At 65.3% G+C, this 26,109-nt stretch carries 25 protein-coding genes; 14 read left to right on the forward strand and 11 right to left on the reverse strand.

Features of this window, described 5'->3' with window-relative positions:
- Positions 1-37: 37 nt before the first annotated feature.
- Positions 38-352, reverse strand: coding sequence for a hypothetical protein (locus MasN3_RS00695; RefSeq protein ID WP_281911406.1), 315 nt, complete (start codon positions 350-352; stop codon positions 38-40).
- Positions 353-554: 202 nt separating this feature from the next.
- Between MasN3_RS00695 and MasN3_RS00700 the strand changes: the two genes are divergently transcribed.
- A complete protein-coding gene (locus MasN3_RS00700) occupies positions 555-2,906 on the forward strand; it encodes a Tex family protein (RefSeq protein WP_281911408.1) in 2,352 nt (783 codons plus the stop codon).
- A gap of 28 nt (positions 2,907-2,934) precedes the next feature.
- On the opposite strand, the gene MasN3_RS00705 is transcribed toward MasN3_RS00700, so the two are convergent.
- Both MasN3_RS00705 and MasN3_RS00710 read right to left on the reverse strand, forming a co-directional pair.
- On the reverse strand, positions 2,935-3,222 hold the full coding sequence (locus MasN3_RS00705) for a hypothetical protein (RefSeq protein WP_281911410.1): 288 nt from the start codon (positions 3,220-3,222) through the stop codon (positions 2,935-2,937).
- 76 nt (positions 3,223-3,298) lie between these two features.
- On the reverse strand, positions 3,299-3,610 hold the full coding sequence (locus tag MasN3_RS00710; protein WP_281911413.1) for a hypothetical protein: 312 nt from the start codon (positions 3,608-3,610) through the stop codon (positions 3,299-3,301).
- Positions 3,611-3,775: 165 nt separating this feature from the next.
- Here MasN3_RS00710 and grxD point away from each other — a divergent pair, with 165 nt between their 5' ends.
- Both grxD and MasN3_RS00720 read left to right on the forward strand, forming a co-directional pair.
- Positions 3,776-4,090, forward strand: a complete 315-nt coding sequence (grxD, locus tag MasN3_RS00715; protein ID WP_281911416.1) for a Grx4 family monothiol glutaredoxin — start codon at positions 3,776-3,778, stop codon at positions 4,088-4,090.
- A gap of 4 nt (positions 4,091-4,094) precedes the next feature.
- Complete coding sequence (locus MasN3_RS00720; protein ID WP_281911419.1) at positions 4,095-4,688, forward strand: UbiX family flavin prenyltransferase; 594 nt, start codon at positions 4,095-4,097, stop codon at positions 4,686-4,688.
- A gap of 25 nt (positions 4,689-4,713) precedes the next feature.
- Here the strand turns inward: MasN3_RS00720 and MasN3_RS00725 are convergent, their stop codons facing one another.
- From MasN3_RS00725 to MasN3_RS00735, 3 genes are all read right to left on the reverse strand, one after another.
- Positions 4,714-4,887, reverse strand: coding sequence for a hypothetical protein (locus MasN3_RS00725; RefSeq protein ID WP_281911422.1), 174 nt, complete (start codon positions 4,885-4,887; stop codon positions 4,714-4,716).
- 118 nt (positions 4,888-5,005) lie between these two features.
- A complete protein-coding gene (locus MasN3_RS00730; RefSeq protein WP_281911424.1) occupies positions 5,006-5,425 on the reverse strand; it encodes a hypothetical protein in 420 nt (139 codons plus the stop codon).
- Positions 5,426-5,693: 268 nt separating this feature from the next.
- Entirely contained in the window at positions 5,694-6,758 is a 1,065-nt protein-coding gene (locus tag MasN3_RS00735) for an MBL fold metallo-hydrolase (protein ID WP_281911427.1), read from the reverse strand.
- 116 nt (positions 6,759-6,874) lie between these two features.
- Between MasN3_RS00735 and MasN3_RS00740 the strand changes: the two genes are divergently transcribed.
- The 9 genes from MasN3_RS00740 (at position 6,875) to MasN3_RS00780 (ending at position 15,427) form a co-directional block, all read left to right on the forward strand.
- Positions 6,875-7,276 carry a MerR family transcriptional regulator gene (locus MasN3_RS00740; RefSeq protein ID WP_281911429.1) on the forward strand — a complete coding sequence of 134 codons (402 nt, stop codon included), beginning with the start codon at positions 6,875-6,877 and terminating at the stop codon, positions 7,274-7,276.
- A 119-nt stretch (positions 7,277-7,395) separates the two neighbouring features.
- Positions 7,396-8,580 (forward strand): isovaleryl-CoA dehydrogenase, encoded by a 1,185-nt coding sequence (locus MasN3_RS00745; RefSeq protein WP_281911431.1) that lies wholly within the window; start codon positions 7,396-7,398, stop codon positions 8,578-8,580.
- A gap of 173 nt (positions 8,581-8,753) precedes the next feature.
- The gene (gene aceK, locus MasN3_RS00750; protein ID WP_281911432.1) at positions 8,754-10,568 is read left to right on the forward strand and encodes a bifunctional isocitrate dehydrogenase kinase/phosphatase; all 1,815 of its coding nucleotides are present in this window, start codon (positions 8,754-8,756) and stop codon (positions 10,566-10,568) included.
- A complete protein-coding gene (locus MasN3_RS00755) occupies positions 10,561-11,760 on the forward strand; it encodes an acetyl-CoA C-acyltransferase (RefSeq protein ID WP_159699691.1) in 1,200 nt (399 codons plus the stop codon). Before aceK ends, MasN3_RS00755 begins: the two co-directional genes overlap by 8 nt.
- Before the next feature lie 138 nt (positions 11,761-11,898).
- Positions 11,899-12,567, forward strand: a complete 669-nt coding sequence (locus MasN3_RS00760; protein ID WP_281911437.1) for an SDR family oxidoreductase — start codon at positions 11,899-11,901, stop codon at positions 12,565-12,567.
- A 31-nt stretch (positions 12,568-12,598) separates the two neighbouring features.
- On the forward strand, positions 12,599-13,726 hold the full coding sequence (locus MasN3_RS00765) for an acyl-CoA dehydrogenase family protein (protein ID WP_281911438.1): 1,128 nt from the start codon (positions 12,599-12,601) through the stop codon (positions 13,724-13,726).
- The gene (locus tag MasN3_RS00770; protein ID WP_281911440.1) at positions 13,723-14,280 is read left to right on the forward strand and encodes a GNAT family N-acetyltransferase; all 558 of its coding nucleotides are present in this window, start codon (positions 13,723-13,725) and stop codon (positions 14,278-14,280) included. The genes MasN3_RS00765 and MasN3_RS00770 overlap by 4 nt, the downstream gene beginning before the upstream one ends.
- A 78-nt stretch (positions 14,281-14,358) precedes the next feature.
- Entirely contained in the window at positions 14,359-15,144 is a 786-nt protein-coding gene (locus MasN3_RS00775) for an MORN repeat-containing protein (RefSeq protein WP_281911441.1), read from the forward strand.
- A gap of 31 nt (positions 15,145-15,175) precedes the next feature.
- Positions 15,176-15,427: a hypothetical protein gene (locus tag MasN3_RS00780; RefSeq protein WP_281911444.1), complete on the forward strand. Its 252-nt coding sequence runs from the start codon at positions 15,176-15,178 to the stop codon at positions 15,425-15,427.
- Here MasN3_RS00780 and MasN3_RS00785 read toward each other — a convergent pair whose 3' ends face one another.
- From MasN3_RS00785 to MasN3_RS00795, 3 genes are all read right to left on the reverse strand, one after another.
- Entirely contained in the window at positions 15,428-16,471 is a 1,044-nt protein-coding gene (locus MasN3_RS00785) for a S66 peptidase family protein (RefSeq protein ID WP_281911446.1), read from the reverse strand. It lies immediately after the preceding gene.
- A 93-nt stretch (positions 16,472-16,564) separates the two neighbouring features.
- Positions 16,565-19,414, reverse strand: a complete 2,850-nt coding sequence (locus MasN3_RS00790) for a TonB-dependent receptor domain-containing protein (protein ID WP_281911447.1) — start codon at positions 19,412-19,414, stop codon at positions 16,565-16,567.
- Between the two features lie 183 nt (positions 19,415-19,597).
- Positions 19,598-21,331 (reverse strand): ABC transporter substrate-binding protein, encoded by a 1,734-nt coding sequence (locus MasN3_RS00795; RefSeq protein WP_281911448.1) that lies wholly within the window; start codon positions 21,329-21,331, stop codon positions 19,598-19,600.
- 168 nt (positions 21,332-21,499) lie between these two features.
- Between MasN3_RS00795 and MasN3_RS00800 the strand changes: the two genes are divergently transcribed.
- Both MasN3_RS00800 and dacB read left to right on the forward strand, forming a co-directional pair.
- A complete protein-coding gene (locus MasN3_RS00800) occupies positions 21,500-22,738 on the forward strand; it encodes a nucleoside recognition domain-containing protein (protein ID WP_281911450.1) in 1,239 nt (412 codons plus the stop codon).
- Positions 22,739-22,751: 13 nt separating this feature from the next.
- Complete coding sequence (dacB, locus tag MasN3_RS00805; RefSeq protein WP_281911452.1) at positions 22,752-24,242, forward strand: D-alanyl-D-alanine carboxypeptidase/D-alanyl-D-alanine endopeptidase; 1,491 nt, start codon at positions 22,752-22,754, stop codon at positions 24,240-24,242.
- On the opposite strand, the gene MasN3_RS00810 is transcribed toward dacB, so the two are convergent.
- Together MasN3_RS00810 and MasN3_RS00815 are read right to left on the reverse strand one after the other, a co-directional pair.
- The gene (locus MasN3_RS00810; protein ID WP_281911453.1) at positions 24,239-25,075 is read right to left on the reverse strand and encodes a polysaccharide deacetylase family protein; all 837 of its coding nucleotides are present in this window, start codon (positions 25,073-25,075) and stop codon (positions 24,239-24,241) included. The genes dacB and MasN3_RS00810 overlap by 4 nt on opposite strands.
- Positions 25,076-25,176: 101 nt before the next feature.
- The gene (locus tag MasN3_RS00815; RefSeq protein ID WP_281911455.1) at positions 25,177-26,109 is read right to left on the reverse strand and encodes a polysaccharide deacetylase family protein; all 933 of its coding nucleotides are present in this window, start codon (positions 26,107-26,109) and stop codon (positions 25,177-25,179) included.

The following is a 26,109-nucleotide window of genomic DNA, read 5'->3' on the forward strand; positions in this document are numbered from 1 at the left end:
CTGGAAAGAACGAACGCGGTATGGGTTATATACGTTTCTATTGCCCCCCAGAGCCGCCACCTCCACCGCCCTGTTTACCCGCGTCGGCTTGGTTCCCATACGTTGAGAGCGAATTTTTGTTCGCATCGGCTGCAACCGTCGCTGCTTTATTGGCGGCAGTGCCAGCTTTAGCAATGGCATCTGAGCCGTTCTGGCCAGCGACTTCTTGGGCGATGCCGGCAGTCTGGTTCCGCACTGTTGCGCCGAATAACTGATAAACAGCGATAGCGGCTACGGCGATAAGAGCCACGATAATGATGTATTCGGTCATCCCTTGACCGGCACATCTCTTGTTACATATCGGTTTTTTCATCAGGTACTCCTTTAGGTGAGCAGGTGATTCCATTGTGCAACTCTTACGGTTTCGCAGCAGTGATGAAAGTCAACTGTTTCGCTTTGGAAATCTCAAATGGATGCTTGTTGTGAGAACGCACAGGTGTGCGCCAACGTCAAGACTGGCGTATCTGTCGCGTTTGCGTATCATTGCTTGTTCGCCTCAACGAACGAAAAGCCGCATGCTGCCATCCATCGAACAACGCCTCGCCCTCGAACTGTCCGCCAAACCGGCCCAGGTGGCCGCCGCCGTCGCCCTGCTCGACGAAGGCGCGACTGTCCCCTTCATCGCACGCTACCGCAAGGAAGCCACCGGCGGCCTCGACGACACCCAGCTGCGACTTCTGGAAGAGCGCCTGCGCTACCTGCGCGAGCTCGAAGACCGCCGCGCGGCGATCATCGCCTCGATCACGGAGCAGAACAAGATGACGCCGGAGCTGCTCGATGCGATCGCCCATGCCGCGGACAAGACCCGCCTCGAGGACCTCTACCTGCCCTACAAGCAGAAGCGCCGCACCAAGGCGCAGATCGCGATCGAGGCGGGCCTGGCGCCGCTGGCCGAGGCCCTGCTCGGCGACCCGTCGCTCAATCCGGAAGAAGTGGCGTCCGGCTACCTGCGCGAGGCCTTCACCAATGCCGACGGCGGCGCCAACCCGGGCGTGCCGGACGTGAAAGCGGCGCTCGACGGCGCGCGCCAGATCCTGATGGAGCGCTTCGCCGAAGACGCGGGCCTGCTGCAGTCGCTGCGCGAATACGTGCAGGAACACGGCGTGGTCGAGTCCAGGGTCATCGCCGGAAAAGAAGACGAAGGTGAAAAGTTCGCCGACTACTTCGACTATTCCGAGACCCTGTCCACCATCCCGTCGCACCGCGCGCTGGCCTTGATGCGCGGCCGCCGCGAGGGCGTGCTGGACGTGAGCCTGCGCCTCGATTCGGAACCGGAAAAACCGAAGTGGGATGCGCCGCACAACCCCTGCGAGAGCCGCATCTGCGCCGCCTTCGGCATCAAGGCGCTTGGGCGCCCGGCCGACAAGTGGCTGCTCGACACCGCGCGCTGGACCTGGCGCGTGAAGAGCTTCATGTACATCGAGACCGAGCTGATGGGCGCGCTGCGCGAGAAGGCCGAACTCGATGCGATCCAGGTCTTCGCCCGCAACCTGAAGGCGCTGCTGCTGGCCGCGCCGGCCGGCCCGCGCGCCACCATGGGCCTGGACCCGGGCCTGCGCACCGGCGTCAAGGTGGCGGTGGTCGACCCGACCGGCAAGGTGGTCGACACCGCCACGGTCTACCCGCACCAGCCGCGCAACGACTGGGACGGCGCCCTGCACACCCTCGGCCAGCTGGCGGCCAGGCACAACGTGTCCTTGATCTCGATCGGCAACGGCACCGCCTCGCGCGAGACCGACAAGCTGGCCGCGGACCTGATCAAGCGACGCCCTGAACTCAAGCTGACCAAGATCGTCGTGTCGGAAGCCGGCGCCTCGGTCTACTCGGCCTCCGAATTCGCCTCGCGCGAGCTGCCGGAACTGGACGTGTCGCTGCGCGGCGCGGTGTCGATCGCGCGCCGCCTGCAGGACCCGCTGGCGGAACTGGTCAAGATCGATCCGAAGTCGATTGGCGTCGGCCAGTACCAGCACGACGTGTCGCAGACCCAGCTCGCGCGCTCGCTCGACGCCGTGGTCGAGGATTGCGTGAACGCCGTGGGCGTGGACGTGAACACCGCCTCGGCGCCGCTGCTGGCGCGGGTCTCGGGCTTGTCCGGCAGCGTGGCGCAGAGCATCGTGAACTACCGCGACATGCAGGGCGCGTTTGCCTCGCGCGCGGCATTGAAGAAGGTGCCGCGCCTGGGCGACAAGACCTTCGAGCAGGCCGCCGGCTTCCTGCGCGTGATGAACGGCGAGAACCCGCTGGACGCTTCCGCGGTCCACCCGGAATCCTACCCGGTGGTCGAGAAGATCCTGGGCGACATCAAGCGCGACATGAAGTCGGTGATCGGCGACAGTGCGCTCATCAAGTCGCTCAATCCGGCCAAGTACGCGGATGACAAATTCGGCGTGCCGACCGTGACCGACATCCTGAAGGAACTGGAAAAGCCGGGCCGCGACCCGCGTCCGGAATTCACCACCGCGACCTTCAAGGAAGGCGTGGAAGCCATCTCGGACCTGCGTCCGGACATGATCCTGGAAGGGGTGGTGACCAACGTGGCCGCCTTCGGCGCCTTTGTCGACATCGGCGTGCACCAGGATGGCCTGGTGCACATCTCGGCGCTGTCGAACACGTTCGTGAAGGACCCGCACACCGTGGTCAAGGCCGGCCAGGTGGTCAAGGTGAAGGTGCTGGAAGTGGACGTCAAGCGCAAGCGCATCGCGCTCACCATGCGCCTGAGCGATAGCGCGCCGCAGCCGGGCGCGCGTCCGGAACAGCGCGGCGACCGCGCCGACGGCAAGCGCCTGGCCCAGCATCAGCGCCAGGAAAAACCGGCGCCCAGCGCCGGCGGCGCGATGGCCGCGGCTTTCGCCAAGCTGAAGAAGTAAGCAGGCGCGCGGCCGGCCGCTGGGCCGGTCAGCCCGCGTGCTTGAGGAACAGCCCGACCATGTAGACGCTGAGGAAGCCGAAGCCGATCAGGATCATGCGCTTTTGCGGCATGCCCGGGCGTCCGGTTTTCTTGATGTGCAGCCCTTCGCGCACCATCAGGAGGCCGTAGCCGAGGGCGGCGATGCCGCACAGGAGGCGGCCGACGCCCAGGCCCATCAGGCCCTCGACGAGGTTGATCAGGCCGGGAATGCCCAGCAGGGCGCCGATCGCGAAATTGGCGGTGGCCGAAGGTGAGCGCTTGGGTGTCTGTTGCATGATGCGTGCCGGACGAAAGGAATGCGCGCGATCATACCAGCCCCGCCCCGCCCATGGGCAAAAACCGCCGGCTGCTTCAGCCGAGGACGCGCACCGCGGTCGCGCCTGCCTTCACCAGGAAGCACAGGCAGAACAGGCCGATACAGGCGTAGCCGACCATGGTCGTGCGTGTTGATGCCAGCTCGCCGCGCCGGTCGCGCCAGGCCTGCACCGCGCAGTACAGCAGGAACAGGCCGGCCGGCAGCTGGCCGACGTAGAGCAGGACGTCTTCCAGTGGCTCCCGGTACATTCCGGTAATGATTTCGTACACGCCGGCGATGACAAAGAAGGCAGCCATGCACCACAGCAGGGGCGATGGCATGGAAGCGAAGCCGCGGTAGGCAGTCATGATGGGTCCCGTTCGGGTAGCATGAAAGACCATCATAGCCGGGATTTTGCGGTAAAAATCCGCCGATTGTCACAGCGGGCGGGAGAACGGTGCCCGGCCCGTGCCCGCCCTGCCGAATTCTTATAAAATGGCGGCATCTTATCCATTCCCACTGAAGGCACACACATGAGCGACGTTCAAACCTGGATCAAAGACACCGTGACCAACACCCCGGTCGTGCTGTTCATGAAGGGAACCGCGCAATTCCCGCAATGCGGCTTCTCGGGCCGCGCCATCCAGATCCTGAAAGCCTGCGGTGTCGACAACATCGCCACCGTCAACGTCCTGGAAGACGCCGAAGTCCGCCAGGGCATCAAGGACTACTCGAACTGGCCGACCATCCCGCAGCTCTACGTGCGCGGCGAATTCATCGGCGGCACCGACATCATGAACGAGATGTACGACTCGGGCGAGCTGCAGACCCTGCTGAAGAACGGCTGATTCCATGACCGGCCGCCCGCGCAGGATCATTGTCGCCATCACTGGCGCAACCGGCGCGGTCTATGGCGTGCAGCTGCTGCGGCGGCTGCACGCGACTCCCGGCGTCGAGACCCACCTGGTCGTTTCCGAAGCCGCCTCCCTCACCCTGCACCAGGAACTCGGCCTGCAGCGGCGCGACGCCGAGGCGCTGGCCCACGTCGTCCACCGCAACCGCGACATCGGCGCCTCGATCGCCAGCGGCTCGTACCAAGTCGACGGCATGGTGATCGCCCCCTGTTCGATGAAAACCCTGGCGGCCGTCGCCCATGGCCTGTCGGACAACCTGGTCACGCGCGCCGCGGATGTGATGCTGAAGGAAAGGCGCCGGCTGGTGCTGATGGTGCGCGAGACGCCTTTCAACCTGGCGCACCTGCGCAATATGACGGCCGTGACGGAAATGGGCGGCATCGTGTTCCCGCCCCTGCCGAGCTTTTATCATCGTCCGGCGACGATCGAAGAGATGGTCGAGCACACGGTCGACCGGGCGGTCGACCTGCTGGGGCTCGATAATGCCCATGCCCCGCGCTGGGGCGGCATGAAGGACGCGCAGGACGCCTGAACCCTGCCCCGGCCGGGGCGCCGGTTCAGCGCTTGTCGCCGTCGAACGGCTCGCCGGCCTTTTTCGCCTCGCGTGCTTCCTCGAGCATCCGCCGCCGGGCATTGCGTTGTCGCATCACCTCGGCATGGCGCGCCGCCGTCATCGGCGGTGCGGTCATCAGTTCCTTGAGCTGGGCGGTGTTGGCGTAGTTGTTTCGCATACGGCAGCTGCTCCTTGACGTGACCCGGTGACGGCGGATCCGCTCGCCACCGGACAGATTATGACCCAGCTCCGGCCGTTTGTGCGTTCCCGAAGTCACGAAAAGTGCAACTACGAAACTATTTTTGCTCTGGCTTCTGGTGGTTCATGCGCACCAGCATGCGGATGAACTCGCGTGCCAGCTGGCGATGGTGTTCGTCCAGGCGTTGCAAATCCGCAATCAACTTCACGTCGGCGGATTCGAAGCGGGCGCCGCCGCCATTGGCGTCGGTGCCGGTGGCGGCATGCTCGGCGCCGCCGAAGCGCAGCCAGTCGGCCGGCACGCCGAGCCACTGGGCGATCATGCGCAGTTTTTCCTGGGTCGGGATGGCTTCGCCTACCAGCCACTTGCGCGCGGCATGGACGGTGATCGGGCGGCCTTCGAAACGGATGTTGAATTCGCGGGCCAAGCGGGTGGGACTATCGGGCGAGTAGTGGGCGTTCTTCAGCGCCTGTTGCAGGCGCTCACTGAAGCTCTCCCGTTCATTGGTTGAATTCATTGCAATGCTTACTTTTTGTCTGCGGATGGCCAGTCGGGATGGCCGGGCGTTCTATTGCTGAGAAGCCTCAACCACAATCATACCTTTAAAAAGTAACAAAGATGTGATTATTTAATAGAATTTACAGGGTTTACGAATAGGAAATATTACCCGCAATTCCCCATTTGGGGAATTGAGAATATATCCTAAAAGAAAAATTATGACATCGCCGCACGATTGCGTGCAACAAATATGCAGATTGCCGGCACAGCCGGCGTTGCGGAAAAGATCAGGCCAGCTGGAAGCGGATGATGCCGTCGCCATCCTTGCTACGGCGCAACATCCCGTCGCGCCATAACTTGTGCAGGTGGGCCAAGGCCTCGCCCAGAGCGAAACTGAGCTGGTGGGCATCGAGCTGGCGGCGGAACATCAGGGGCACGATCTCGACGGCGGACTTCGGCTCGACACAGGCCGCCAGCACCTCGGCCAGGCGGGCCGCATGGTGATCATGCAATTGAGCAACTCGGGTGTGCAGGCCGCGGAAGGGCTTGCCATGCGAGGGCAGGACAAGAGTGTCTTCAGGCAAGTTTGTGAACTTTTTCAGCGACTGCAAATAGAGCTCGAGCGGGTTGCCTTCCGGCTCGACCGCAAATACCGAGACATTGGTCGAAATGCGCGGCAAGACCATGTCGCCGGAAATCAGGACCTTCAGTTCCTCGCAATACAGCGAGGCGTGCTCCGGCGAGTGGCCGAAGCCGGTAATCACGCGCCAACCCCTGCCGCCGATCTCGACCAGGTCGCCGTCCTGCAGGCGGGTATAGGCTTCCGGCACCGCCGGCACCAGGGATGGATAGTAATTGCGGCGGCTGCGCATCTGCTCCAGCATGCCTGGATCCACCAGGCCGTGGCGCTCGAAGTGCGGGATGGCCGAGGGACCGTCGACGCCCGGCAGCGCCGCCGCCATCATGCGGGCGAAGGCGAATTCGCCGGCCGTGGTCCAGAACGGTGCCTCGAAACGTTCGCTCAGCCAGCCCGACAGGCCGACGTGGTCCGGATGGCAATGGGTGGCGAACACGCGTAGCAGCGGCGCGCCCTGCAGGCCTTCGCCCAGCACCTGTTCCCAGGCCGCCCGGGTAGCATCGGTCGCGGCGCCGCAGTCGACCACGCTCCAACCGGCGCGGCCTTCCTGTTCGTCGCGCAGCAGCCACAGGTTGATGTGGTCGAGCGCGAAGGGCAGCGGCATGCGGATCCAGGCCAGCCCCGGGTTGGGCCCGACCTCCAGCTCATGGACCATGCCCGGTGCCGGGATGGTGTCGCCAAAGGGATAATCGAGCTGGGCTTCGAGCGGATTCATGGAAAACTTTCGTGTTCGTCGACAAGCGGGCGCGCTACAATGCGTTAACGTTAACGTAAACGGAAATGCGCAGACATCGATTGTAAGCCATTCCGTGTTTTGCTTCCTTGCCCACCATGGTTACCTACACCATCGCCGAACTGGCCCGCGAATTCGACATCACGGCCCGCGCCATCCGCTTTTATGAAGACCAGGGCCTGCTCAGTCCCAAGCGCGAAGGCGTGGGCGGGCGCAACCGTGTCTACACGCCGCGCGACCGCACCCGCCTGAAACTGACCCTGCGCGGCAAGCGCCTTGGCCTGACCCTGTCGGAAATCAAGAGCATCGTCGACATGTACGAGTCGCCGCGCGACACCGTGGCCCAGATCGAACGCTTCCTCGGCGTGCTGGCCCACCAGCGCGTGACGCTGGAACAGCAGCGCGCCGACATCGAGATGGCGCTCGAGGAAATCTCCGCGCACGAGGACGAATGCCGCCGCCTGCTGGCGGAAAGCGCGGAAAGCACGGACGCCGCCTGAAGCACGCGGAGGGAGGATGCCCTCCCTTTTTTGGCCTTTTAGTTGACGTTTACGTTAACGTAAGAGGCGAGTATCATGCACCTTATTCTGCTCAACCACCGTTCACCGTGAGGACGACAATGCTGCATCTCCCAGGCTTGACCTTTGACCATGGCGAAGACATCGCCGCGCTGCGCGAAGCCGTACAACAGTTCGCGGAAGCCGAAATCGCACCGCGCGCTGCCGAGATCGACCGCAGCGACCAGTTCCCCATGGACCTGTGGAAGAAAATGGGCGAGCTCGGCCTGCTGGGCATCACCGTCGGCGAGGAGTACGGCGGCACCAACATGGGTTACCTGGCCCACATCGTGGCCATGGAAGAAATCTCGCGCGCCTCGGCCTCGGTCGGCCTGTCCTACGGCGCCCACTCGAACCTGTGCGTCAACCAGATCAAGCGCAACGGCACCGAAGAGCAGAAGCGCAAGTACCTGCCCAAGCTGATCTCGGGCGAGCACGTGGGCGCGCTGGCCATGTCCGAGCCGAACGCCGGCTCCGACGTCGTCAGCATGAAGCTCAAGGCCGAACTGAAGGGCGACCGCTACGTCCTGAACGGCACCAAGATGTGGATCACCAATGGTCCTGACGCCGACACTCTGGTGGTGTACGCCAAGACCGACCTAGAAGCCGGCCCGCGCGGCATGACCGCCTTCCTGATCGAAAAGGGTTTCAAGGGCTTCTCGATCGCCCAGAAGCTCGACAAGCTGGGCATGCGCGGCTCGCACACCGGCGAGCTGGTGTTCCAGGATTGCGAAGTGCCGGTCGAGAACGTGCTGGGCGGCGTCGGCAAGGGCGTCAACGTCCTGATGTCGGGCCTGGATTTCGAGCGCACCGTGCTGTCGGGCGGTCCGCTGGGCATCATGTCGGCCTGCATGGACGCGGTCGTGCCCTACATCCACGAGCGCAAGCAGTTCGGCCAGGCGATCGGCGAGTTCCAGCTCATGCAGGGCAAGATCGCCGACATGTATTCGACCATGATGGCTTGCCGCGCCTACGTCTACGCCGTGGGCCAGGCCTGCGACCGCGCGACTTCGCCGGAGCAGGTGCGTGCGCTGCGCAAGGACGCCGCCGGCGCGATCCTGTACAGCGCCGAGAAGGCGACCTGGATGGCGGGCGAAGCGATCCAGACCCTGGGTGGCAACGGCTACATCAACGAGTATCCGGTCGGCCGTCTGTGGCGCGACGCCAAGCTGTACGAAATCGGCGCCGGCACCAGCGAGATCCGCCGCATGCTGATCGGCCGCGAGCTGTTCGGCGAGACGATGTAATTCCTGGGCAGCCGGACTAGCCAAGGATACGTAGGGTGGACGGCTTTGCCGTCCGCGCGTTCAACTCACGGATGCGCTGTGTCGGAACATGAGGGAGTTGAACGCGCGGTCGGGAGGACCCGACCACCCTACATTGCAATACACTGTCCGCTTATCACTGCGCGAGACGAACGATGACCCAGCAAGCGTTCCCCAAACTGCTGTCTTCCCAGATCGCCTTCGACATCGCGCGCACCATCCTGGACGGCTTCGACAAGCATTACCGCCTGTTCCGCCAGGCCAGCCAGGCCGCGCGGCGCCATTTCGAGGCCGCCGACTGGGCCACCGCGCAGGCGGCCGCGCGCGAACGCATCGATTACTACGACAAGCGCGTGCAGGAATGCGTCCACGTGCTGCAGGATGAGTATGCCCCGGAAGAACTCACGGACCCCGTCTGGCGCGAAACCAAGCTGCACTACATCGGCCTGCTCTCGGGCCACAAGCAGCCGGAACTGGCCGAAACCTTCTTCAACTCGGTCAGCTGCATCATCCTGCACCGCAGCTACTACCATAACGACTACATCTTCGTGCGCCCGGTGATCTCCACCGAGTACATCGAGACCGAGGAACCGCTGCCGACCTACCGCGTCTACTACCCGGCGGCCGACGGCCTGCGCAATGCCCTGCGCCGCGTGCTGACCAACTTCCAGTTCGACCTGCCCTTCGCCGACCTCGAGCGCGATATCGCCCGCGTCGAGGCGCGCCTCAGCGAGGCCTTCGGACTGGCGCAGGCGGAACCGAACCTGCAGCTGCAGGTGCTGTCCAGTCCCTTCTTCCGCAACAAGGCCGCCTACCTCGTCGGCCGCGTCGTCAACGGGCCGCGCAGCTACCCCTTCGTGATCCCGGTGCTGCACGACCGCCAGGGGCGCCTGGTACTGGACACGGTGCTGCTCGATGTCTATCACATCACCCTGCTGTTCAGCTTCACGCGCGCCTACTTTTTGGTGGACATGGAAGTGCCCTCGGCCTACGTGAGTTATCTGCGCAGCCTGATGCCGCGCAAGCCCAAGAGCGAGATCTACACGGTGCTGGGACTGCAGAAGCAGGGCAAGGCCCTGTTCTACCGCGACTTCCTGCAGCACCTGAAGCACAGCTCCGACCCGTTCCGTATCGCCCCCGGCATCCGCGGCCTGGTGATGCTGGTGTTCGAGCTGCCGTCCTTCCCCTACGTGTTCAAGGTGATCAAGGATTTCTATCCGCCGCCGAAAGAGACCACGCGCGCTCAGGTCAAGGAAAAATACCTCTTGGTGAAGCACCACGACCGGGTCGGGCGCATGGCCGACACCCTCGAATATTCCGACGTCGCCTTCCCGCTGGCGCGCTTCTCCGAAGAGCTGCTGAACGAGCTGAAGGAGTTCGCGCCTTCGCTGGTCGAGATCGAGGGCGAGCGCATCATCGTGCGCCACCTCTACATCGAGCGCCGCATGGTGCCGCTGAATATCTACCTGCTCGAGGCCCAGGCCGCCGGCGACGAGGAACGCATCGAGCACGGCGTGATCGAATACGGCAATGCGATCAAGGACCTGGTCGCCGCGAATATCTTCCCGGGCGACATGCTGTACAAGAATTTCGGCGTCACCCGCCACGGCCGCGTCGTATTCTATGATTACGACGAGATCGAATACCTCACCGATTGCAACTTCCGCGACATCCCGGAAGCGCGCAACGAAGAGGACGAGATGGCCTCGGAACCGTGGTACCCGATCGGCCGGCACGACGTTTTTCCGGAACAATTTGGCCGTTTCATCCTTGGAAATCCAAGCATCCGGCGCTATTTTATGAAGCACCACGCGGAGCTGTTGACCCGCGCGTACTGGCAGTCCCACAAGGACCGCATCCTGGCGGGCGTCGTCGACGACGTCTTCCCCTACCCCCAGCAGATCCGTTTCTGCGCCCAAGACGCAAGCACACCACCCCCACCCATTTTGGAGAACCTACACAATGAATGATCCAGTCGTTATCGTTGGCGCCGCCCGTACCCCGATGGGCGCCTTCCAGGGCGATTTTTCGTCGAAGTCGGCGAGCGACCTCGGCGCGGTGGCGATCAAGGCCGCGGTGGAGCGCGCCGGCGTCGACGCCAATAGCGTCGAGCACGTCTACTTCGGCAACTGCCTGATGGCCGGCCAGGGCCAGGCCCCGGCGCGCCAGGCGCTGATCAAGGCCGGCCTGCCGCTGTCGACCGGCGCCGTGACCCTCTCGAAGATGTGCGGCTCGGCGATGCAGGCCGCGATCTTCGCCCATGACCAGCTGGTGGCCGGCAGCGCCGACATCGTCGTCGCGGGCGGCATGGAATCGATGACCAACGCGCCCTACCTGATCCCGAAGGCGCGCGGCGGCTACCGCATCGGCCACGCCCCGATGTTCGACCACATGATGCTCGACGGCCTGGAAGACGCCTACTCGCGTAACGAAAAGACCGGCGAAGGCCGCTCGATGGGCACCTTCGCCGAAGAGTGTGTGGCCACTTACCAGTTCTCGCGCGAAGAGCAGGACAACTTCGCGATCGAATCGGTCAAGCGTGCCCAGGCCGCCAACAACGAAGGCTGGTTCAACTGGGAAGTGGCGCCGGTCTCGGTCGCCACCCGCACCGGCGAACTGGTGGTCGAGAAGGACGAAGGCCCGATGAAGGCCAAGGTCGACAAGATCCCGTCGCTCAAGCCCGCATTCAAGAAGGACGGCACCGTGACCGCAGCCTCGTCCTCGTCGATCAACGACGGCGCCGCCGCCCTGGTGATGATGCGCGAATCGAAGGCCAAGGAACTGGGCCTGACCCCGATCGCCCGCGTTCTCGGCCACGCCACCCACGCCCAGGAACCGAACCTGTTCACCACCGCCCCGATCGGCGCGATGCAGAAGCTGTTCAAGAAGACCGGCTGGACGGCGGGCGACGTGGACCTGTTCGAGATCAACGAAGCCTTCGCCGCGGTGCCGATGGCCGCCATGCGCGACCTCGACATCCCGCACAGCAAGGTCAACATCCACGGCGGCGCCTGCGCCCTGGGCCACCCGATCGGCGCCTCGGGCGCGCGCATCATCGTCACCCTGCTGGGCGCGCTCAAGCGCACCGGCGGCAAGCGCGGCGTGGCCTCGCTGTGCATCGGCGGCGGTGAGGCCACCGCGATGGCGATCGAGCTGGTTTAAGGTTGTTGCAGTTGTAGGGTGGGCGGGTCTCCCGCCCGCGCGTTCAAACAGTGCATCCTCTTTGGTTGTGCTTCATTTAGTTGAACGCGCGGACGGCAAAGCCGTCCACCCTACGAAACCAAAACACAAGGAGCTGCCATGCCAACAGCATTAATTATCGGTGCCTCGCGCGGCATCGGCCACGAAATGGTGCGCCAGTACCGCGCCGACGGCTGGCGCGTGATCGCCACCGCCCGCAAGCAGGAAGACTGCGACGTGCTGGCGCAGATGGGCGCGACCGCCCACCAGCTCGACGTCACCAGCGCCGATTCGATCGCCGCGCTGGGCTGGCGGCTCGACGACGAGAAGATCGACGTCGCCTGGCTGGTGGCCGGCGTCTACGGCCCATCCGGCTCGAGCTTCCCGACCGGCCCCGAATTCGACGCGGTCATGCATACCAACGTGCTGGCGGCCATGCGCCTGCTCCCGATCGTCGGCCCGCTGCTGGCCGACACGCGCGGCAAACTCGCTGTGCTGTCCTCGAAGATGGGCTCGATCGGCGCGCGCAATGCTACCTCCGGCACCCTGTACCGCGCCAGCAAGGCCGCGCTCAACTCGGTGCTGGCCGATGCCGCCATCACCTATGGCGCGCAAGGCGTCACCTGCGTGTCCTTCCATCCGGGCTGGGTCCAGACCGACATGGGCGGCAGCGGCGCCACCTTGACGGTCGAAGACAGCGTGCGCAGCCTGCGTGCCACGCTGGACAAGCTCGATGCGTCCAGCAACGGCAGCTTCCTGAACTACGACGGCTCGCCCATCCCCTGGTAAGCCGACCACACAAAACAAGATACGAGACACGATGATACTGAGCGAAGAACACCAGATGATCCGCGACGCCCTGCGCAGCTACGCGCAGGAGCGCCTGGCCCCGCACGCCGCGCGCTGGGACCGCGAGCACTACTTTCCGAAGGACGAGCTGAAGGAACTGGCCGGCCTGGGCGCCTTCGGCGTCGCGGTGCCGGAGCAGTACGGCGGCGCGGGCCTCGACTACGTGTCGCTGGCGCTGGTGCTGGAAGAAATCGCGGCCGGCGACGGCGGCACCTCGACCATCATCTCGGTCAACAACTGCCCGGTCTGCTCCATCGCCATGATGTATGCGAACGAAGAACAAAAGCAGCGCTACCTGGTGCCGCTGGCCCGCGGCGAGATGCTGGGCGCCTTTGCCCTGACCGAACCGCACACCGGCAGCGACGCCTCGGCCCTGCGCACCACGGCCGTGAAAGACGGCGACCACTACGTCCTGAACGGCACCAAGCAGTTCATCACCAGCGGCAAGTACGGCGACGTGGCCATCGTCATGGCGGTCACCGACAAAGCCGCCGGCAAGAAGGGCATCAGCGCCTTCTGGGTCGAGACCAACACTCCCGGCTACATCGTCGCCGGCCTGGAACAGAAGATGGGCCAGCACTCCTCGGACACGGCGCAGATCGTGTTCGACAATTGCCGCGTCCCGGCGCAGAACCTGATCGGCGAGGAAGGCATGGGCTACAAGATCGCCCTGTCGGGCCTCGAAGGCGGCCGCATCGGCATCGCCTCGCAGTCGGTCGGCATGGCGCGCGCCGCCTACGAGGCCGCGCTGGCCTATGCGAAGGACCGCGAGAGCTTCGGCAAGCCGATCTTCGAGCACCAGTCGGTGCAGTTCCGCCTGGCCGAGATGGCGATGCAGATCGAGGCCGCGCGCCAGCTGATCCTGCACGCGGCATCGATGAAGGATGCCGGCCTGCCCTGCCTGAAGGAAGCCGCGATGGCCAAGCTGTTCGCTTCCGAGATGGCCGAGCGCGTGGTCTCGAGCGCCATGCAGGTGTTCGGCGGCTACGGCTACGTGGCCGACTTCCCTGTCGAGCGCATCTACCGCGACGTGCGCGTGTGCCAGATCTACGAAGGCACTAGCGACATCCAGAAGATCCTGATCGCGCGGGCGCTGTGATCTCCATCCGTCCCGCCACGGCAAGCGACCTGCCGGCGCTGTTCGCCTACCTGGGCGAGCAGCTGGCGGAGAACGGCCGCGACGGCGTGCTGTTCCAGCCGATGGAGCTGACGCGCGAGGGCGTGCCGCCGGCCATGCGCGAACGCTTCAGCGCCGGCATGGCGACGCCGGTCGGCCAGCCGGGCTGGCGCCACGTGTGGATCGCACTCGACGACGACGGCGCGATTGCCGGACACATCGACCTGCGCGGCAGGCTTGATGCGGCATCGCGCCACCGCACCCTGCTCGGCATGGGCGTGCGCCACGACCTGCGCCGCGCCGGCCTCGGCACGCGCCTGGTGCAGGAAGCCCTGGCCTGGGCCCGCGCCAGCGGCTTCGCCTGGGTGGATCTCGAGGTGCTGTCGCAGAACCACAAGGCGCGCGCCTTGTACGTGCGCATGGGCTTCCACGTCACCGGCGAAGTGCCGGACCTGTACCGCATCGAAGGGCAATCGGTCGGCGGTGTCGATGAGCCTGCGGCTGGACTGACCGCCACCGTCCAGGCGTTCGTTTGAGCTGCGACAGACCAGCACCGCCTTCTCTTTTCATACTGGATTCCGTTTCAACCACGACCATCGCATCGAGGACCAGTCATGATGATCATGCGCCTGCCATACGTGCTGCTGCTCTGTTTGATCATCTCCACGACGGCACACGGCGCCGAATCCGCCACTTTCCTCGGCAAGCCGGACTGCCGCATCGCGCCGATCTTGCCGGCCCCGGCAGGTGAGGTCATCTGGGCCGGCGGCTGCAAGGACGGCTATGCGGACGGCAAGGGCAAACTCACCTGGGATGTCCACGGCGAGGGTACACGCCGGCTGGAGACCGTGCTCGTCCGTGGCGAAGTCACGGGCCTGGGCACCCTGGTCTACCGCGCCGGCAGCTATACCGGCAGCTTCCGGCAGGGCAGGCCGCATGGCACCGGCTTCTTCAAGTACCCCAACGGCGACATGTACGAGGGCGGCGTCGCGAACGGGCTGCATGAAGGCAGCGGCCTGTACATCGCAGTGGACGGTTCCACCTACGAGGGCGAGTGGCAGGCGGACAAACGCCATGGTCACGGCAAGGCCAGCTTCGCCCTCGGCGGCAGCTATGAAGGCGAATGGCGCAACGGGAAAATGCACGGCAAGGGAAAGATCGTCTACAACAGCGGCCGCACGTATGCCGGCGAGTTCCGGGACGGTCGTGCGCTCGGCGCTGCACCGGCGCCGCCGGAGGGCGAGCCCGAGCGTTTCGGGCTAAAGGCCGACCAGCCCGTCACCGGATCCAACATGCTGCACAATGTCGCCATCGGTTTCACCCCCCCTGGACGCGACATGGCAAGCCCTGACATCCGCACAAAAGGCGAAAGTGCGGAACTGGTACCCTGCGCTCGATGACGGCGATGAACCACCTTATCCGCTCAGGGGCATGCGCGCATTCTTCAAGGGAGTCGCCGGCCTGTACGGCCAATTTACCGACTACCGCGGCGATGCGCTGCTCCATGTCTCAGTCGGTGCCGACGGCGTCCCGACCAGCGCCAGCACCTACGGCGTCAGTCATCGCGAGTTCGCCCGCTACTTGTCCATGCTCGCCATGATGCAGCGCTTCAAGCCGGCGCTGTGTGCCGGCAAGCCCTGCCCGATGATTTTCCCGCTCAGGTTCAGTTTCGATCGTGAGTGATCATGAAACGGCAGGCTCGAGCAGGGTCACGGTACGGGCGGCAGTGTCGAGGGTGGCACGCACGCCGACGGGGATCGTGAACTGGTGCCGGATGTGGCCGATCGAATAGCCGGTCACCGCCGGGATCCGCAAGGGCTTGAGATGCTGGTCGAAGGTTTCGTCCAGGCTCAGCGAGCGCCTGCCCTCCTGCGGCGCGCAGTCTTCGCAGATGCCGACCATGATGCCGGCCGCGTTGGCGAAGCCGACCGACAGGTCGAGCTGGGTCATCCAGCGGTCCAGGCGGTAGGGCGCCTCGTCCACCTCTTCCAGGAACAGCAGGCCCTTGCGGAAGTCCGCCGCATAGGGCGTGCCGCACAGGGCCGCCACGATCGACAGGTTGCCGCCCAGGAGCGCTCCGGTGGCCGTGCCCGAGGTCAGGGTGCGGATACCGAAGTGCGGCATGGTCTCGGCCTTCAGGGCGTTTTCCGGCGCCATCGGGATCGTGTAGCTGGGCTGCGGATCGCATAGCACCGCCATCATGTGCTCGCGCGGATAGTCGGCCAGCGTCGACGAGGCCACCGGGCCGTGGAAAGTCACCAGGCCGGTCTTGTTGTGGATCGCCAGGTGCAGCGCCGTGATGTCCGAGTAGCCGAGCAAGATCTTCGGATGGCGGCGAATCATCCCATAGTCGAGTTTCGACAGCAGCGAGATGCAGCCCGAGCCGCCGCGGATCGGCCAGATCATCTTCACGTCGGGATCGCCGAACATGGCGTGCAGGTCGGCCAGGCGCTGCTGCACCGAGCCCGCATAATTGCCGTGCACGGCATTGATGTAAGTGCCCACTTTGGCGCGCAGGCCGAGGGCTTCGATGTTCCTGACGGCTTTCTCGATCAGGCGCTCGTCGGCATAGCCGCCCGGGGCGACCAGGCCGACCAGGTCGCCGGGACGCAGGCGCGGGGGTTTGATGAGGCGGCCGGCGGAGCGCCGCGGGGCGGCGGCGGCCAGGCCGGGTGCGGAGAGAGCGGCTGCGACGGAAGCACCGAAGCCGCGCCGGCTGATGTTCATACGCGACTTAACAAAGAAAAACGGCCCGCGCCGTGGAAGCTTGCGCTTCCATCGACAGCGGGCCGCTGTGGACAATCAACTTGGGCGATCAGCTTAGAAGAACTTGTAGGTCGCCATCAGGGTGAACGAGCGGCCACGCGGATCGGCCACGCGCGGCTCCCAGGTGCTGCCCGCGCCGGTGTTGCCGTCGTAGGTGATCGCGAACGGCGGATCTTCATCCAGCAGGTTCTTGATGCCGGCGGTCAGCGACAGGTTCTTGAAGCCGGTGTAGGTAGTCGTCAGGTGGAAGATCGAGTACGCATCCACTTTCGGATTCCAGTTGGCCGGCTTCACCAGGCCGTTGGCCACGCCCGGCAGCACCTGGTCGTCATAGCCCGAACGGTAGATGTTCTGCAGCATGGTGCTCCAGTTGCCGTGCTTGTAGGTCGCGTAGGCGCTGTGCTTCCACTTCAGGCCCAGGTCGCCGGTGAAGACGAAGCGGCCCACTTCGCTCTTGCCGAACTCGGCATTGGTGGTGGCGCGCGACTTCTTCTCCAGCAGGCGCGAACCGTCGATGCCCAGGGTCCACTGCGAACCGGTGCTGAACTTGCCGTTGAAGCGGGCGCCCAGCTCGAGGCCGCGGGTGATGCGCTCGCCGGCATTCACCCAGCGCTGGTCGATGATGGCGATGTTACCGGCCGCGTCGCGGATGAACTGATCCTTGAACAGGTTGTAGTTCGCCACCATGGTCGCGGTGCTGAACGAATCGATGGTGTTCTGCTTGCGGATCTCCCACAGGTCGGCGTTGGCCGAGAACCAGTTGAACGGCTCGATCACGACACCGACGGTGCCCTGCTTCGCGGTTTCCGGTCCCAGGTTCGACTTGCCGCCGGTGATGTAGTTCGGGGTGATCGCTTCGCAGCCCGGCTTGGTCGCGTCGACCAGGCCGCTCGGGCACTTGGCCGGGTCGACCAGGTCCTTGCCGGCGTACGGCGATTCGGTGACGCCGTTGAACAGCTGGTTGAACGACGGGGCGCGGAAGCCTTCGTTGTACGAACCGCGGAACAGCAGCTGCGGGATCGGCTGGTAGCGGAACGAGACCTTCGGATTGGTGGTGGCGCCGATGCCGCTGTAGTGGTCGCGGCGGATGGCCAGGGTCACGTCGAGGTTCTTGACGACCGGAACCAGCAGTTCGGCGTACACGGCCTTGATGTCGCGGTGCACGTTGTCCAGCGCGTTGGCGTCGTCGAAAGGCGCGTTCAGGATCGCCGGACGGGCGGCCGCGGCGCGCTTGTCGCCGTTGAACTTGTACTCTTCGCGGCGCAGGTCGAAGCCGACCGCACCCATCACCGCGCCGGCCGGCAGGTTGAACAGCTCGCCCGACAGCGCGCCGTCGAGCTGGGTCAGGATGGTCTTGCCGCCATACAGGGTGACGCCCGCGGCCGAGGTGGCCTTGATCGCGTCGATCGCCGCCTGCGACTGGGTCTGGCCCGGCAGCAGGAAGGGGTTGACGATGCCCGAGCCCAGCACATTGGCCAGGGCAACGGTGTAGTTGTAGCCGGTGCCCAGGCGCGATTCCGATTCGCTGAAGGCGCGCGACATGCCGACGCGGTAGTCATAGGTGCGGCCGAACAGGTTGAGCGGGCCGTCGGCGCCGACCAGCAGGCGAGCGGCCTTGGATTCGGTCACGATTTCGCGGTTGCCGCACTCCATGCAGCGCCAGCGGTAGGCGATCGGCAGGCCGTAGTTGGCCGAGATGCTCGGGAACACCTTGACCAGCGCGTTGTAGACGCTGTCGTAGGCGGCGCCGGTGCGCGGATAGAAGGAGGTGGCGCCGAAGGTCGATGCGGACGGCGAAATCTGGTTCGGCGAGAAGCGCTTGGCCACTTCCACGTTCGAGGCCACGCCTTCGATGAAGAACTGGTGGTCGCCCGACTGGAAGGTGGCGCGCGCCAGCGCATTGCTGTTCTTGACCGGCTGCTGCAGCACGGCCGCGCGGCCGGTGTCCCAGGCGCAGCCGTAGGCGGCGCCGGCGCTGTTCCACAGTTTCTCGTCGTACGGGCCCATGCCGTCGATGCTGTTGCAGCCAGCGCCGCCCGGCAGGTCGAGCAAGCTGATGCCGTTATAGGTGGTGGTGCCGCCGCCCGGCAGGGTCGGGCCGGTGCCGGTGCGCGACAGCAGGGTCGGCGCCAGGGTGGTGGCGAACACGTTGGCGCTTGGCGAGCCGCGGGTATCCACCGACACGCCGCGGTCCGGCTGGAAGGTGTTCACGAAGTCGCGCTGGTCGCCGCGCAGGGCCTTGTTCTGGCTGTGCGCGAAGGTCGCCAGCACGTTCCAGCCGTCGACCTGCAGGTCGCCCCAGCCGCCGGTGACCGACGCGCGGCCGATCTCGCTGCCGCCCGCCTCGGTGACGTCGACGAAGGCCTGGGTTTCCAGGCCCTGGTAGTTCTTTTTCAGGATGAAGTTGATCACGCCGCCGATCGCGTCGGTGCCGTAGATCGCGGAAGCGCCGTCCTTCAGCACCTCGACGCGCTCCACCGCCGCCATCGGGATCGAGTTCAGGTCGACCGCCGAGCCCTTCATGCCGTGGGTCGCCACGCGGCGGCCGTTCAGCAGCACCAGGGTCGAATCGGCGCCCTGGCCGCGCAGGTTGGCCGAGGAGGCGCCATTGTTACCGCGCTGCGCACCCGAGGTGACGTCGGCATTCGAGGCCAGGTTGTCGGAACCGTTGCCGTTGACGTTCAGCGTCGCGATCAGTTGCTCTGCGGTAACGATACCTTGCGACTCCAATTGCTTGGCCGTGATGACCTCGACCGGCAGCGCGCCTTCCTTGGCGATGCGCTTGATGCTACTGCCGGTGATCTCGACACGCTGGACTGGACCGGTAATCTGCACATTCTGTGCGATGGCCGGGCTGACCGCGCCCATCAGGGCGATCAATTGAGCGAGCTTTTTTACCTTCACGCGTTTCTCCTAACGTTTTCCCTTGGCGACCTGGATGTCCGGCCGGTTTCATTGTCGCAATGTCTTGGCATTACGTTATTTTTCGATTTCAGGGTAAGCCTTCTTATTTACAGCTATCCAATGAAATATCCGGCGGCCAGTATAACTAAGGGGAATGTTTTATTTAGGAAAAACTCACCAAATCTAGCGCCCTCCTCTGCCAGAGCGTGCCCTTTGCGCAACATCGACATCCAGATAACGCCAGGCCGTGAGTTCGACAGGATGGCGTTTGTAGTTTTTCAACCACGGATGGCGCAGATCGCCCGACAAGACCTGGGTCAGCGGCACCCACGGGTTATAGGCGTGGATCAGCTGGTTCATCTCGAAATACAGCTTCTGGCGCGCGGGGCTGTCGCCCAACAGGCGCGCCTGTTCGTAGCGCTCGTTGTAGGCCGGCAGGTTGAAGCGCGAATAATTGGCGCGGCCGGCATTCGGGCCGTACAGGAGCTGGTAGAAGTTGTCGCCGTCGGGGAAGTCGGCGATCCAGTTGCTCTCGAACATCTGGACCGTGCCCAGGCGCGAGGCCTTGATGATCTCGGTTTTCTTGTCGGACTTGAAGCTCACGCGCAGGCCGATCGCATTCAGGCACTTGCGCCACAGCTCGTCGCGCAGGCGGCCGCCGACCGTGGCCTCGCTGTGCATGATCAGGGTCAGCGGCTTGTTATCAGGCGTGCGCCGAAACCCGTCCGGGTCGCGCCGGGTGTAGCCGTAGCGGTCCAGCAGCGCGTTGGCCAGGGCCGGGTCATAGGGCACCGGGCTGCGGTAGTGCGGGTCGTAGCCCAGCACGTTGGGCGGCAGCGGCGACTCGGCCTTGATCGCGAAGCCCTTCTTCAGCAGGGCGATGTCCTCGGCATTGTTGTAGGACATCGCGATCGCACGGCGCAGCGCCACCTTGTCCTTGCCGTAGCCGCCGACCACCGGGTCGTTCATGTTCATCCACATGTAGTAGGTCTGCAGCACCGGAAAGCGCGACAGCACGATGCCGCGCGCCGCCAGCTCCGGCTTCAACTGGCCGTCGCGCACCACCATGTCGGTCATCGATTCGGGAATCTGTTCCAGGTAGTCGTACTCGGCGTTCAGGAAGCCCAGCATGCGGCCCTGGAATTCCTCGGCGATGCGCACTTCGACCCGGTCGACGCGCGGCAGGCGCTTGCCTTCCAATGCCGCCGCGATCGCCTTGTCCTCGGCGCTGTACTTCCCTTCTTCGCCCGGGGTGGCCTGGAACACTGCGCTCGAATCGGGATTGGCCAGCAGGACGATCCGGTCGCTGCGCTTCCATTCGCCCACCATGAAGGGGCCGGTGCCGACCGGGTGGTTGCCGGCCTGGCCGGGATAGGCGTCGATCACTTCGCGCGCCACCGCGCTTGATGCCGGCATCGCCAGGTAGTACAGGAAGTTGTTGTCCGGGGCCTTGAGGCGGATGCGCAAGGTATGGCGGTCGAGCGCGCGCAGCTCGGCCACGCCCTGGAAGGTGGCGGCCCAGGGCGACCTGGTGGCCGGATCGAGCAGGCGCCCGATGCTGTAGACGTAGTCCTGCGCGCTCATCTCGCGCTTCGCCCCTTTGAAAGCCGGGTCCGGGGTGAAGTAGACACCGGGGCGGATGCGGAAGGTATAGGTCAGGCCGTCGGCGCTCACCTCGGGCATGGCGGCCGCCGTGTTCGGGCGCAGCTTCGCCGGGCGCGCCAGGTAGTCGTAGCGCAGCAGGGGGTCGAACAGGTTTTCCAGCAGCGAGAGGGTGGCATTGTCCGAGGCCACGGCCGGGTCCAGGCCGGTTTCGCTGGTGGACAGGAACATGCGCAGGACTTTTTCCTGCGCGCCCGCGCTACCGGCGCACAGCAGGGAGAACAGGAGGGCGGCGGCGGTCAGGCGGAATCTCATGGGGAAGGGAGGTGCGTGGAAGGCCTGCCTATCATATGCGCGCCCGCTTTGCAGGAGCAATAGGCATAACTTTTTCACATGGCGCGGATGCATTCTTTCATCTGTGCAGCTTGTTCCCGGCCTATACTCTCCGCTGCACAATCGTACGATCTCAGCAGCGGCACTCACATGGCACTCAATTACATCTGGACTGGCTTCTTCCTCGTCGGCTTCATCGCGGCACTCGCGCAATGGCTGTTCCTGGGCGATACCGAAATCTTCAAGCGCATCATCGACGGCACCTTCTCGTCGGCCAAGATGGCGGTGATGGACATCGCCCTGCCGCTGGCCGGCGTGATGACGCTCTGGCTGGGCATCATGAACGTCGGCGAAAAAGCCGGCGCCATCAACCTGTTCGCGCGCGTCATCGCGCCCTTCTTCTCGCGCATCTTCCCGGGCGTGCCGAAGGACCACCCGGCCAACGGCCACATGGTGATGAACTTCTCGGCCAACATGCTCGGCCTGGACAATGCCGCCACCCCCTTCGGCCTGAAGGCCATGGAAAGCCTGCAGACGCTGAACCCGAGCAAGGACGAGGCCAGCGACGCGCAGATCATGTTCCTGGTGATCCAGACCTCGGGCCTGACCATCATCCCGCTGGCGATCATGGCCCAGCGCGCCATCCTGGGTGCCGCGAATCCGGCCGACATCTTCATCCCGACCCTGATCGCGACCTACTGCTCGACCATGACCGGCATCATCGCCGTCAGCCTGCGCCAGCGCATCAACCTGCTGCACCCGGCCGTGTTCGGCTGGATCGGCGGCCTGACCGCGCTCATCGGCCTGCTGGTCTGGTACTTCACGGTCTTCCTCGACAAAGCGCAGATCCAGCTGGTCTCGGTGGTTGCCGCCAACCTGATCCTGTTCTCGATCATCGCCGCTTTCATGGTCGGCGCGCTGGCCAAGCGGGTGAACGTATTCGAAGCCTTCATCGAGGGCGCCAAGGGCGGCATCGAGACTTCGCTGCGGATCATCCCCTACCTGGTCGGCATGCTGGTGGCGATCAGCGTGGTGCGTAACTCGGGCATCCTGGGCCTGATCGTGAGCGGCTTCGCCTGGATCTGCACCGCGCTCGGCCTGCCGACCGACTTCGTCGGCGCGCTGCCGACCGCGCTGATGAAACCGCTCTCGGGCAGCGGCTCACGCGCCATGATGATCGACGCCATGACCACCTACGGCGTCGACTCCTTCGTGGGCCGCCTGGCCAGCATCCTGCAAGGCGCCGCCGACACCACTTTCTATATCATCGCGCTGTATTTCGGTTCGGTCGGCATCCGCAAGACCCGCTATGCGATCGGCTACGGCCTGCTGGCCGACCTGGCCGGCGTCATCGGCGCCGTCTTCGTCGCCTACCTGTTCTTCGGTTAATCAAGGAGTCACCATGCTGCGCCGTTTTGCCCTCGCCACCTTCCTCGCCGCCGTTCTAGGCAGTGCCCATGCCCAGCTGCCGGCGCCGGTCGCCCAGATGCTGGCGCAGCAGGGCCTGCCGGAAGATTCCCTGGGCGTGCTGGTGCTCAAGGGCGATAACGTGGTGCTGTCGCACCAGGCCGACCGGCCGATGCAGCCGGCATCGACCATGAAGCTGGTGACCACCATGGTCAGCCTGGAGCGCCTCGGCCCCGCCTTCCGCGGCCGCACCGAGCTGCGCACCACGGGCGAGATCCAGAAAGACGCCCTGCGCGGGAACTTGATCCTGAAGGGCGGCGCCGACGCCGACCTGTCCGGCGCAGACCTGGAAAACATGCTGCGCGCCCTGCACTACCAGGGTATCCGCCGCATTGAGGGCGACCTGGTGCTGGACCGCAGCCTGTGGCAGCCGGCGCGCGCGGACGTCGGCCTGCCGCCTTTCGACGAGTCGCCCGAGGCCTATTACAACCTGATCCCCGATGCGCTCCTGGTCAACAAGAACATGATCCAGATCGACATGCGCTCGACCAACAAGCGCCTGAAGCTGGAGATGCAGCCGCAACTGGACCGCGTGAGCATCGGCTCCGCTATGACGCTCATCGACGCCGACTGCTCGACATGGGAAGACGGCTGGAAGCTGCCGGAAGCCGTGCGCCAGAAGGACGGCCGCATCAAGGTGATCCTGCACGGGACCTTCCCGAAGGACTGCGCGCGCAGCTACAGCATCAACGTGCTGGACCGCAACGACTACATCGAGCGCCTGTTCCGCCAGAAGTGGAAGGAACTGGGCGGAAAATTCAGCGGCAAGGCGGTCGAGGGCACGGCGCCGCCGGGCTCGACCCTGCTGGCCGAGCATACCTCGCGCATGCTGCCGGAACTGGTGCGCGACACCAACAAGCCTTCCGACAACGCGCTGGCGCGCACCCTGTTCCTGAGCCTGGGCAGCCTGCAGCCGGATCCGGCGGCGGGCAGCTTCGCCCTTCCCGCCACCGGCGAGCCGACCAGCGCGCGCGCCGATGCCGCCGTGCGCGAATGGATGCGCGGCCAGCGCATCGACGACACCGGCCTGGTGATGGAGAACGGTTCGGGCCTGTCGCGCCTCGAGCGCGTCACGCCCCAGCAGATGGCCTACCTGCTGCAGGCGGGCCTGCGCAGCAACTGGGCGCCCGAGTTCCAGTCCAGCATGCCGATCGCCGGCATCGACGGCACCCTGCGCCGGCGCCTGCAGGGCACCCCGGCGGCAGGACGCGCACGCCTGAAGACCGGGACGCTGCGCAACGTGGTGGCGCTGGCGGGCTATGTGCCCGATGCGGACGGGGTGCAGAACGTGTTCGTCGCCATCGTCAACAGCGAGCAGGCCGGCAACGGCCGCGGGCGCGCGGTGCTCGATGCGCTGGTGGACTGGGTGGCGCGTTCGGGAATGCCGTCGGCACCTGCACCGGTGCAGGCACCGGTCCTGCCCTAGAGCATCCGCTGGGCCGGGGCCGGCGGCTTCGGCGCCAGCTGGTAGACCCTGCCGCCAAGCGCATGCGCCGGGCTCGTGATGGTCCAGCCCATGTCTTCGAACAGGGTGATCACGTCGTCCAGCCACAACGCATTGATCAGGTTATGGTGCAGCAGGGCCACATGGGGTATGTCGCGGCCCTGGAGGCGCCAGGCCAGTTCGCGGTAGGTCTGGGCACGCTCGCGGACCTGCGCCAGGTAGGCCTGGCGGAAAGGTTCGAGGTCGGTGCGCGGGTCCTTGGCGAGCGCCTCGAGCAGTTCGCCGTTCAGGCGCCAGTCGGCGGTGTCGAGGGTCACGCGCGCATTGCGGTAGCCCTGCTCGTCCAGGAAGGCGCGCATGCCCTCGCGTTTTTCAGGCGTCCCGCCTTCGCGCAGGTAGGGAAAGCGGAACCATTTCTTGTAGCCGGGCAGCGCCGCGATGACGCGGTCGCAGTCGAGCACTTCCTGCTGGTACTGCGCCAGCGTGACCGCGGGGTCGTCCAGGTCCGGATGGGTCACCGTATGGTTGGCGATGACATGGCCGGCCAGCCCCCATGCCATTGCCATCGCCATCCCTTCGGGCCGGTGGGTGCCGAAGCCGGCGGTGACGAACAGCGCCGCCTGGACGCCGTGCTTGGCCAGCGCCGCCAGCATCGCGTCGTTGCGGGCCTGGGGCGACAGCAGCGGGGTGGCGGCCAGCGATGGACCGTCGTCGAAGCTCAGGGCCACCGACTGCGCATGCAGCGGTGAAGACAGCAAGCAGCAGCTTGCGGCAAGCGCGCCGCACAGGCGGCGTACGTGATCGAAGGCAGGCATCGGGGCGCTCCTTTCGGCATCGTCTGGACTAACTTTAGTACTGTCCAGCCCGCTACCTATGAGCCAGCGCAACGGCCTGGCGCGCCAGCCCGCGCCGCCCTTCAAAGACCCTGCTGCGCCAGGGCCTCGATCTCGAAGTCGCCGTCGTCCATCAGGCGCAATCCCAGTTCCACCGGCGTCAGTCCCAGGCTGCGTCCCATGGCCAGCAACAGGCTGCCGCCGGAGCGTTCCGGCATGAAGCGGTAGACGGGATCGGCATAGGCCTGGGCCGGCGTGGTGATGGTCCAGCCCATGTCCTTGAACTGGCGGATCACGTCGTCCAGCCACATCGCATTGATCAGGTTATGGTGCAGCAGCAGGACCTGCGGGATGTCACGGCCCTGCAGGCGCTGCGCCAGCTCGCGGTAGGCCAGCGCGCGCTGGCGGATGTGAGCGAGGTAGGCCAGCCGGATCGGCTCGACGTTTGCCCGCGGGTTCTTCGCCAGCACCTCGGCCAGCTTGTCGTTCAGCCGCCAGTCGCTGGTATCGAGCGTGACGTAGCCGTTACGGTAGCCCTGCTGGCGCAGGAACTTGCGCATGCCGTCGCGCTTGTCCTTGGTGTTTCCCTCGCGCAGGTAGGTGAAGCGGTACCACTTCTGGTAGCCCGGCAGCGCGGCGATGACGCGGTCGCAGTCGAGCACTTCCTGCTGGTACTGGGCCAGGCCGACCTTGTCGCTGTCCAGGTCCGGGTGGGTCATCGTGTGGTTGGCCAGTGCGTGGCCGGCCTGGCCCCAGGCACGCGCCAGCGCCAGGCCCTCCGGGCGGTCGGCGCCGTGCCCGACAGTGACGAACAGCGCGGCCTTGACCTGGTGCCGCTCCAGCGCCGCCAACATCGCCATGTTACGGGCCTGCGGTCCTAGGTGTGGGGTAGGGGCCAGGATCGGGCCGTCGTCGAAGGTAAAGGCGACCGACTGGGCCTGCAGTTGCGGAGCCAGGAGGATGCAAGCTGCGGCAATCGCACCGCGCAGCCAGCGTGAGGGACGAAAGCCGCGCAT

Origin of the sequence: Massilia varians (genome assembly GCF_027923905.1) — a bacterium.
Classification (GTDB): Bacteria; Pseudomonadota; Gammaproteobacteria; order Burkholderiales; family Burkholderiaceae_D; genus Telluria; species Telluria varians_B.

Coding starts and splice junctions, on each gene's coding strand:
- MasN3_RS00695 (WP_281911406.1), bottom strand. CDS start 352: ATGAAAAAACCGATATGTAACAAGAGATGTGCCGGTCAAGGGATGACC.
- MasN3_RS00700 (WP_281911408.1), top strand. CDS start 555: ATGCTGCCATCCATCGAACAACGCCTCGCCCTCGAACTGTCCGCCAAA.
- MasN3_RS00705 (WP_281911410.1), bottom strand. CDS start 3,222: ATGCAACAGACACCCAAGCGCTCACCTTCGGCCACCGCCAATTTCGCG.
- MasN3_RS00710 (WP_281911413.1), bottom strand. CDS start 3,610: ATGACTGCCTACCGCGGCTTCGCTTCCATGCCATCGCCCCTGCTGTGG.
- grxD (WP_281911416.1), top strand. CDS start 3,776: ATGAGCGACGTTCAAACCTGGATCAAAGACACCGTGACCAACACCCCG.
- MasN3_RS00720 (WP_281911419.1), top strand. CDS start 4,095: ATGACCGGCCGCCCGCGCAGGATCATTGTCGCCATCACTGGCGCAACC.
- MasN3_RS00725 (WP_281911422.1), bottom strand. CDS start 4,887: ATGCGAAACAACTACGCCAACACCGCCCAGCTCAAGGAACTGATGACC.
- MasN3_RS00730 (WP_281911424.1), bottom strand. CDS start 5,425: ATGAATTCAACCAATGAACGGGAGAGCTTCAGTGAGCGCCTGCAACAG.
- MasN3_RS00735 (WP_281911427.1), bottom strand. CDS start 6,758: ATGAATCCGCTCGAAGCCCAGCTCGATTATCCCTTTGGCGACACCATC.
- MasN3_RS00740 (WP_281911429.1), top strand. CDS start 6,875: ATGGTTACCTACACCATCGCCGAACTGGCCCGCGAATTCGACATCACG.
- MasN3_RS00745 (WP_281911431.1), top strand. CDS start 7,396: ATGCTGCATCTCCCAGGCTTGACCTTTGACCATGGCGAAGACATCGCC.
- aceK (WP_281911432.1), top strand. CDS start 8,754: ATGACCCAGCAAGCGTTCCCCAAACTGCTGTCTTCCCAGATCGCCTTC.
- MasN3_RS00755 (WP_159699691.1), top strand. CDS start 10,561: ATGAATGATCCAGTCGTTATCGTTGGCGCCGCCCGTACCCCGATGGGC.
- MasN3_RS00760 (WP_281911437.1), top strand. CDS start 11,899: ATGCCAACAGCATTAATTATCGGTGCCTCGCGCGGCATCGGCCACGAA.
- MasN3_RS00765 (WP_281911438.1), top strand. CDS start 12,599: ATGATACTGAGCGAAGAACACCAGATGATCCGCGACGCCCTGCGCAGC.
- MasN3_RS00775 (WP_281911441.1), top strand. CDS start 14,359: ATGATGATCATGCGCCTGCCATACGTGCTGCTGCTCTGTTTGATCATC.
- MasN3_RS00780 (WP_281911444.1), top strand. CDS start 15,176: ATGCGCGCATTCTTCAAGGGAGTCGCCGGCCTGTACGGCCAATTTACC.
- MasN3_RS00785 (WP_281911446.1), bottom strand. CDS start 16,471: ATGAACATCAGCCGGCGCGGCTTCGGTGCTTCCGTCGCAGCCGCTCTC.
- MasN3_RS00795 (WP_281911448.1), bottom strand. CDS start 21,331: ATGAGATTCCGCCTGACCGCCGCCGCCCTCCTGTTCTCCCTGCTGTGC.
- MasN3_RS00800 (WP_281911450.1), top strand. CDS start 21,500: ATGGCACTCAATTACATCTGGACTGGCTTCTTCCTCGTCGGCTTCATC.
- dacB (WP_281911452.1), top strand. CDS start 22,752: ATGCTGCGCCGTTTTGCCCTCGCCACCTTCCTCGCCGCCGTTCTAGGC.
- MasN3_RS00810 (WP_281911453.1), bottom strand. CDS start 25,075: ATGCCTGCCTTCGATCACGTACGCCGCCTGTGCGGCGCGCTTGCCGCA.
- MasN3_RS00815 (WP_281911455.1), bottom strand. CDS start 26,109: ATGCGCGGCTTTCGTCCCTCACGCTGGCTGCGCGGTGCGATTGCCGCA.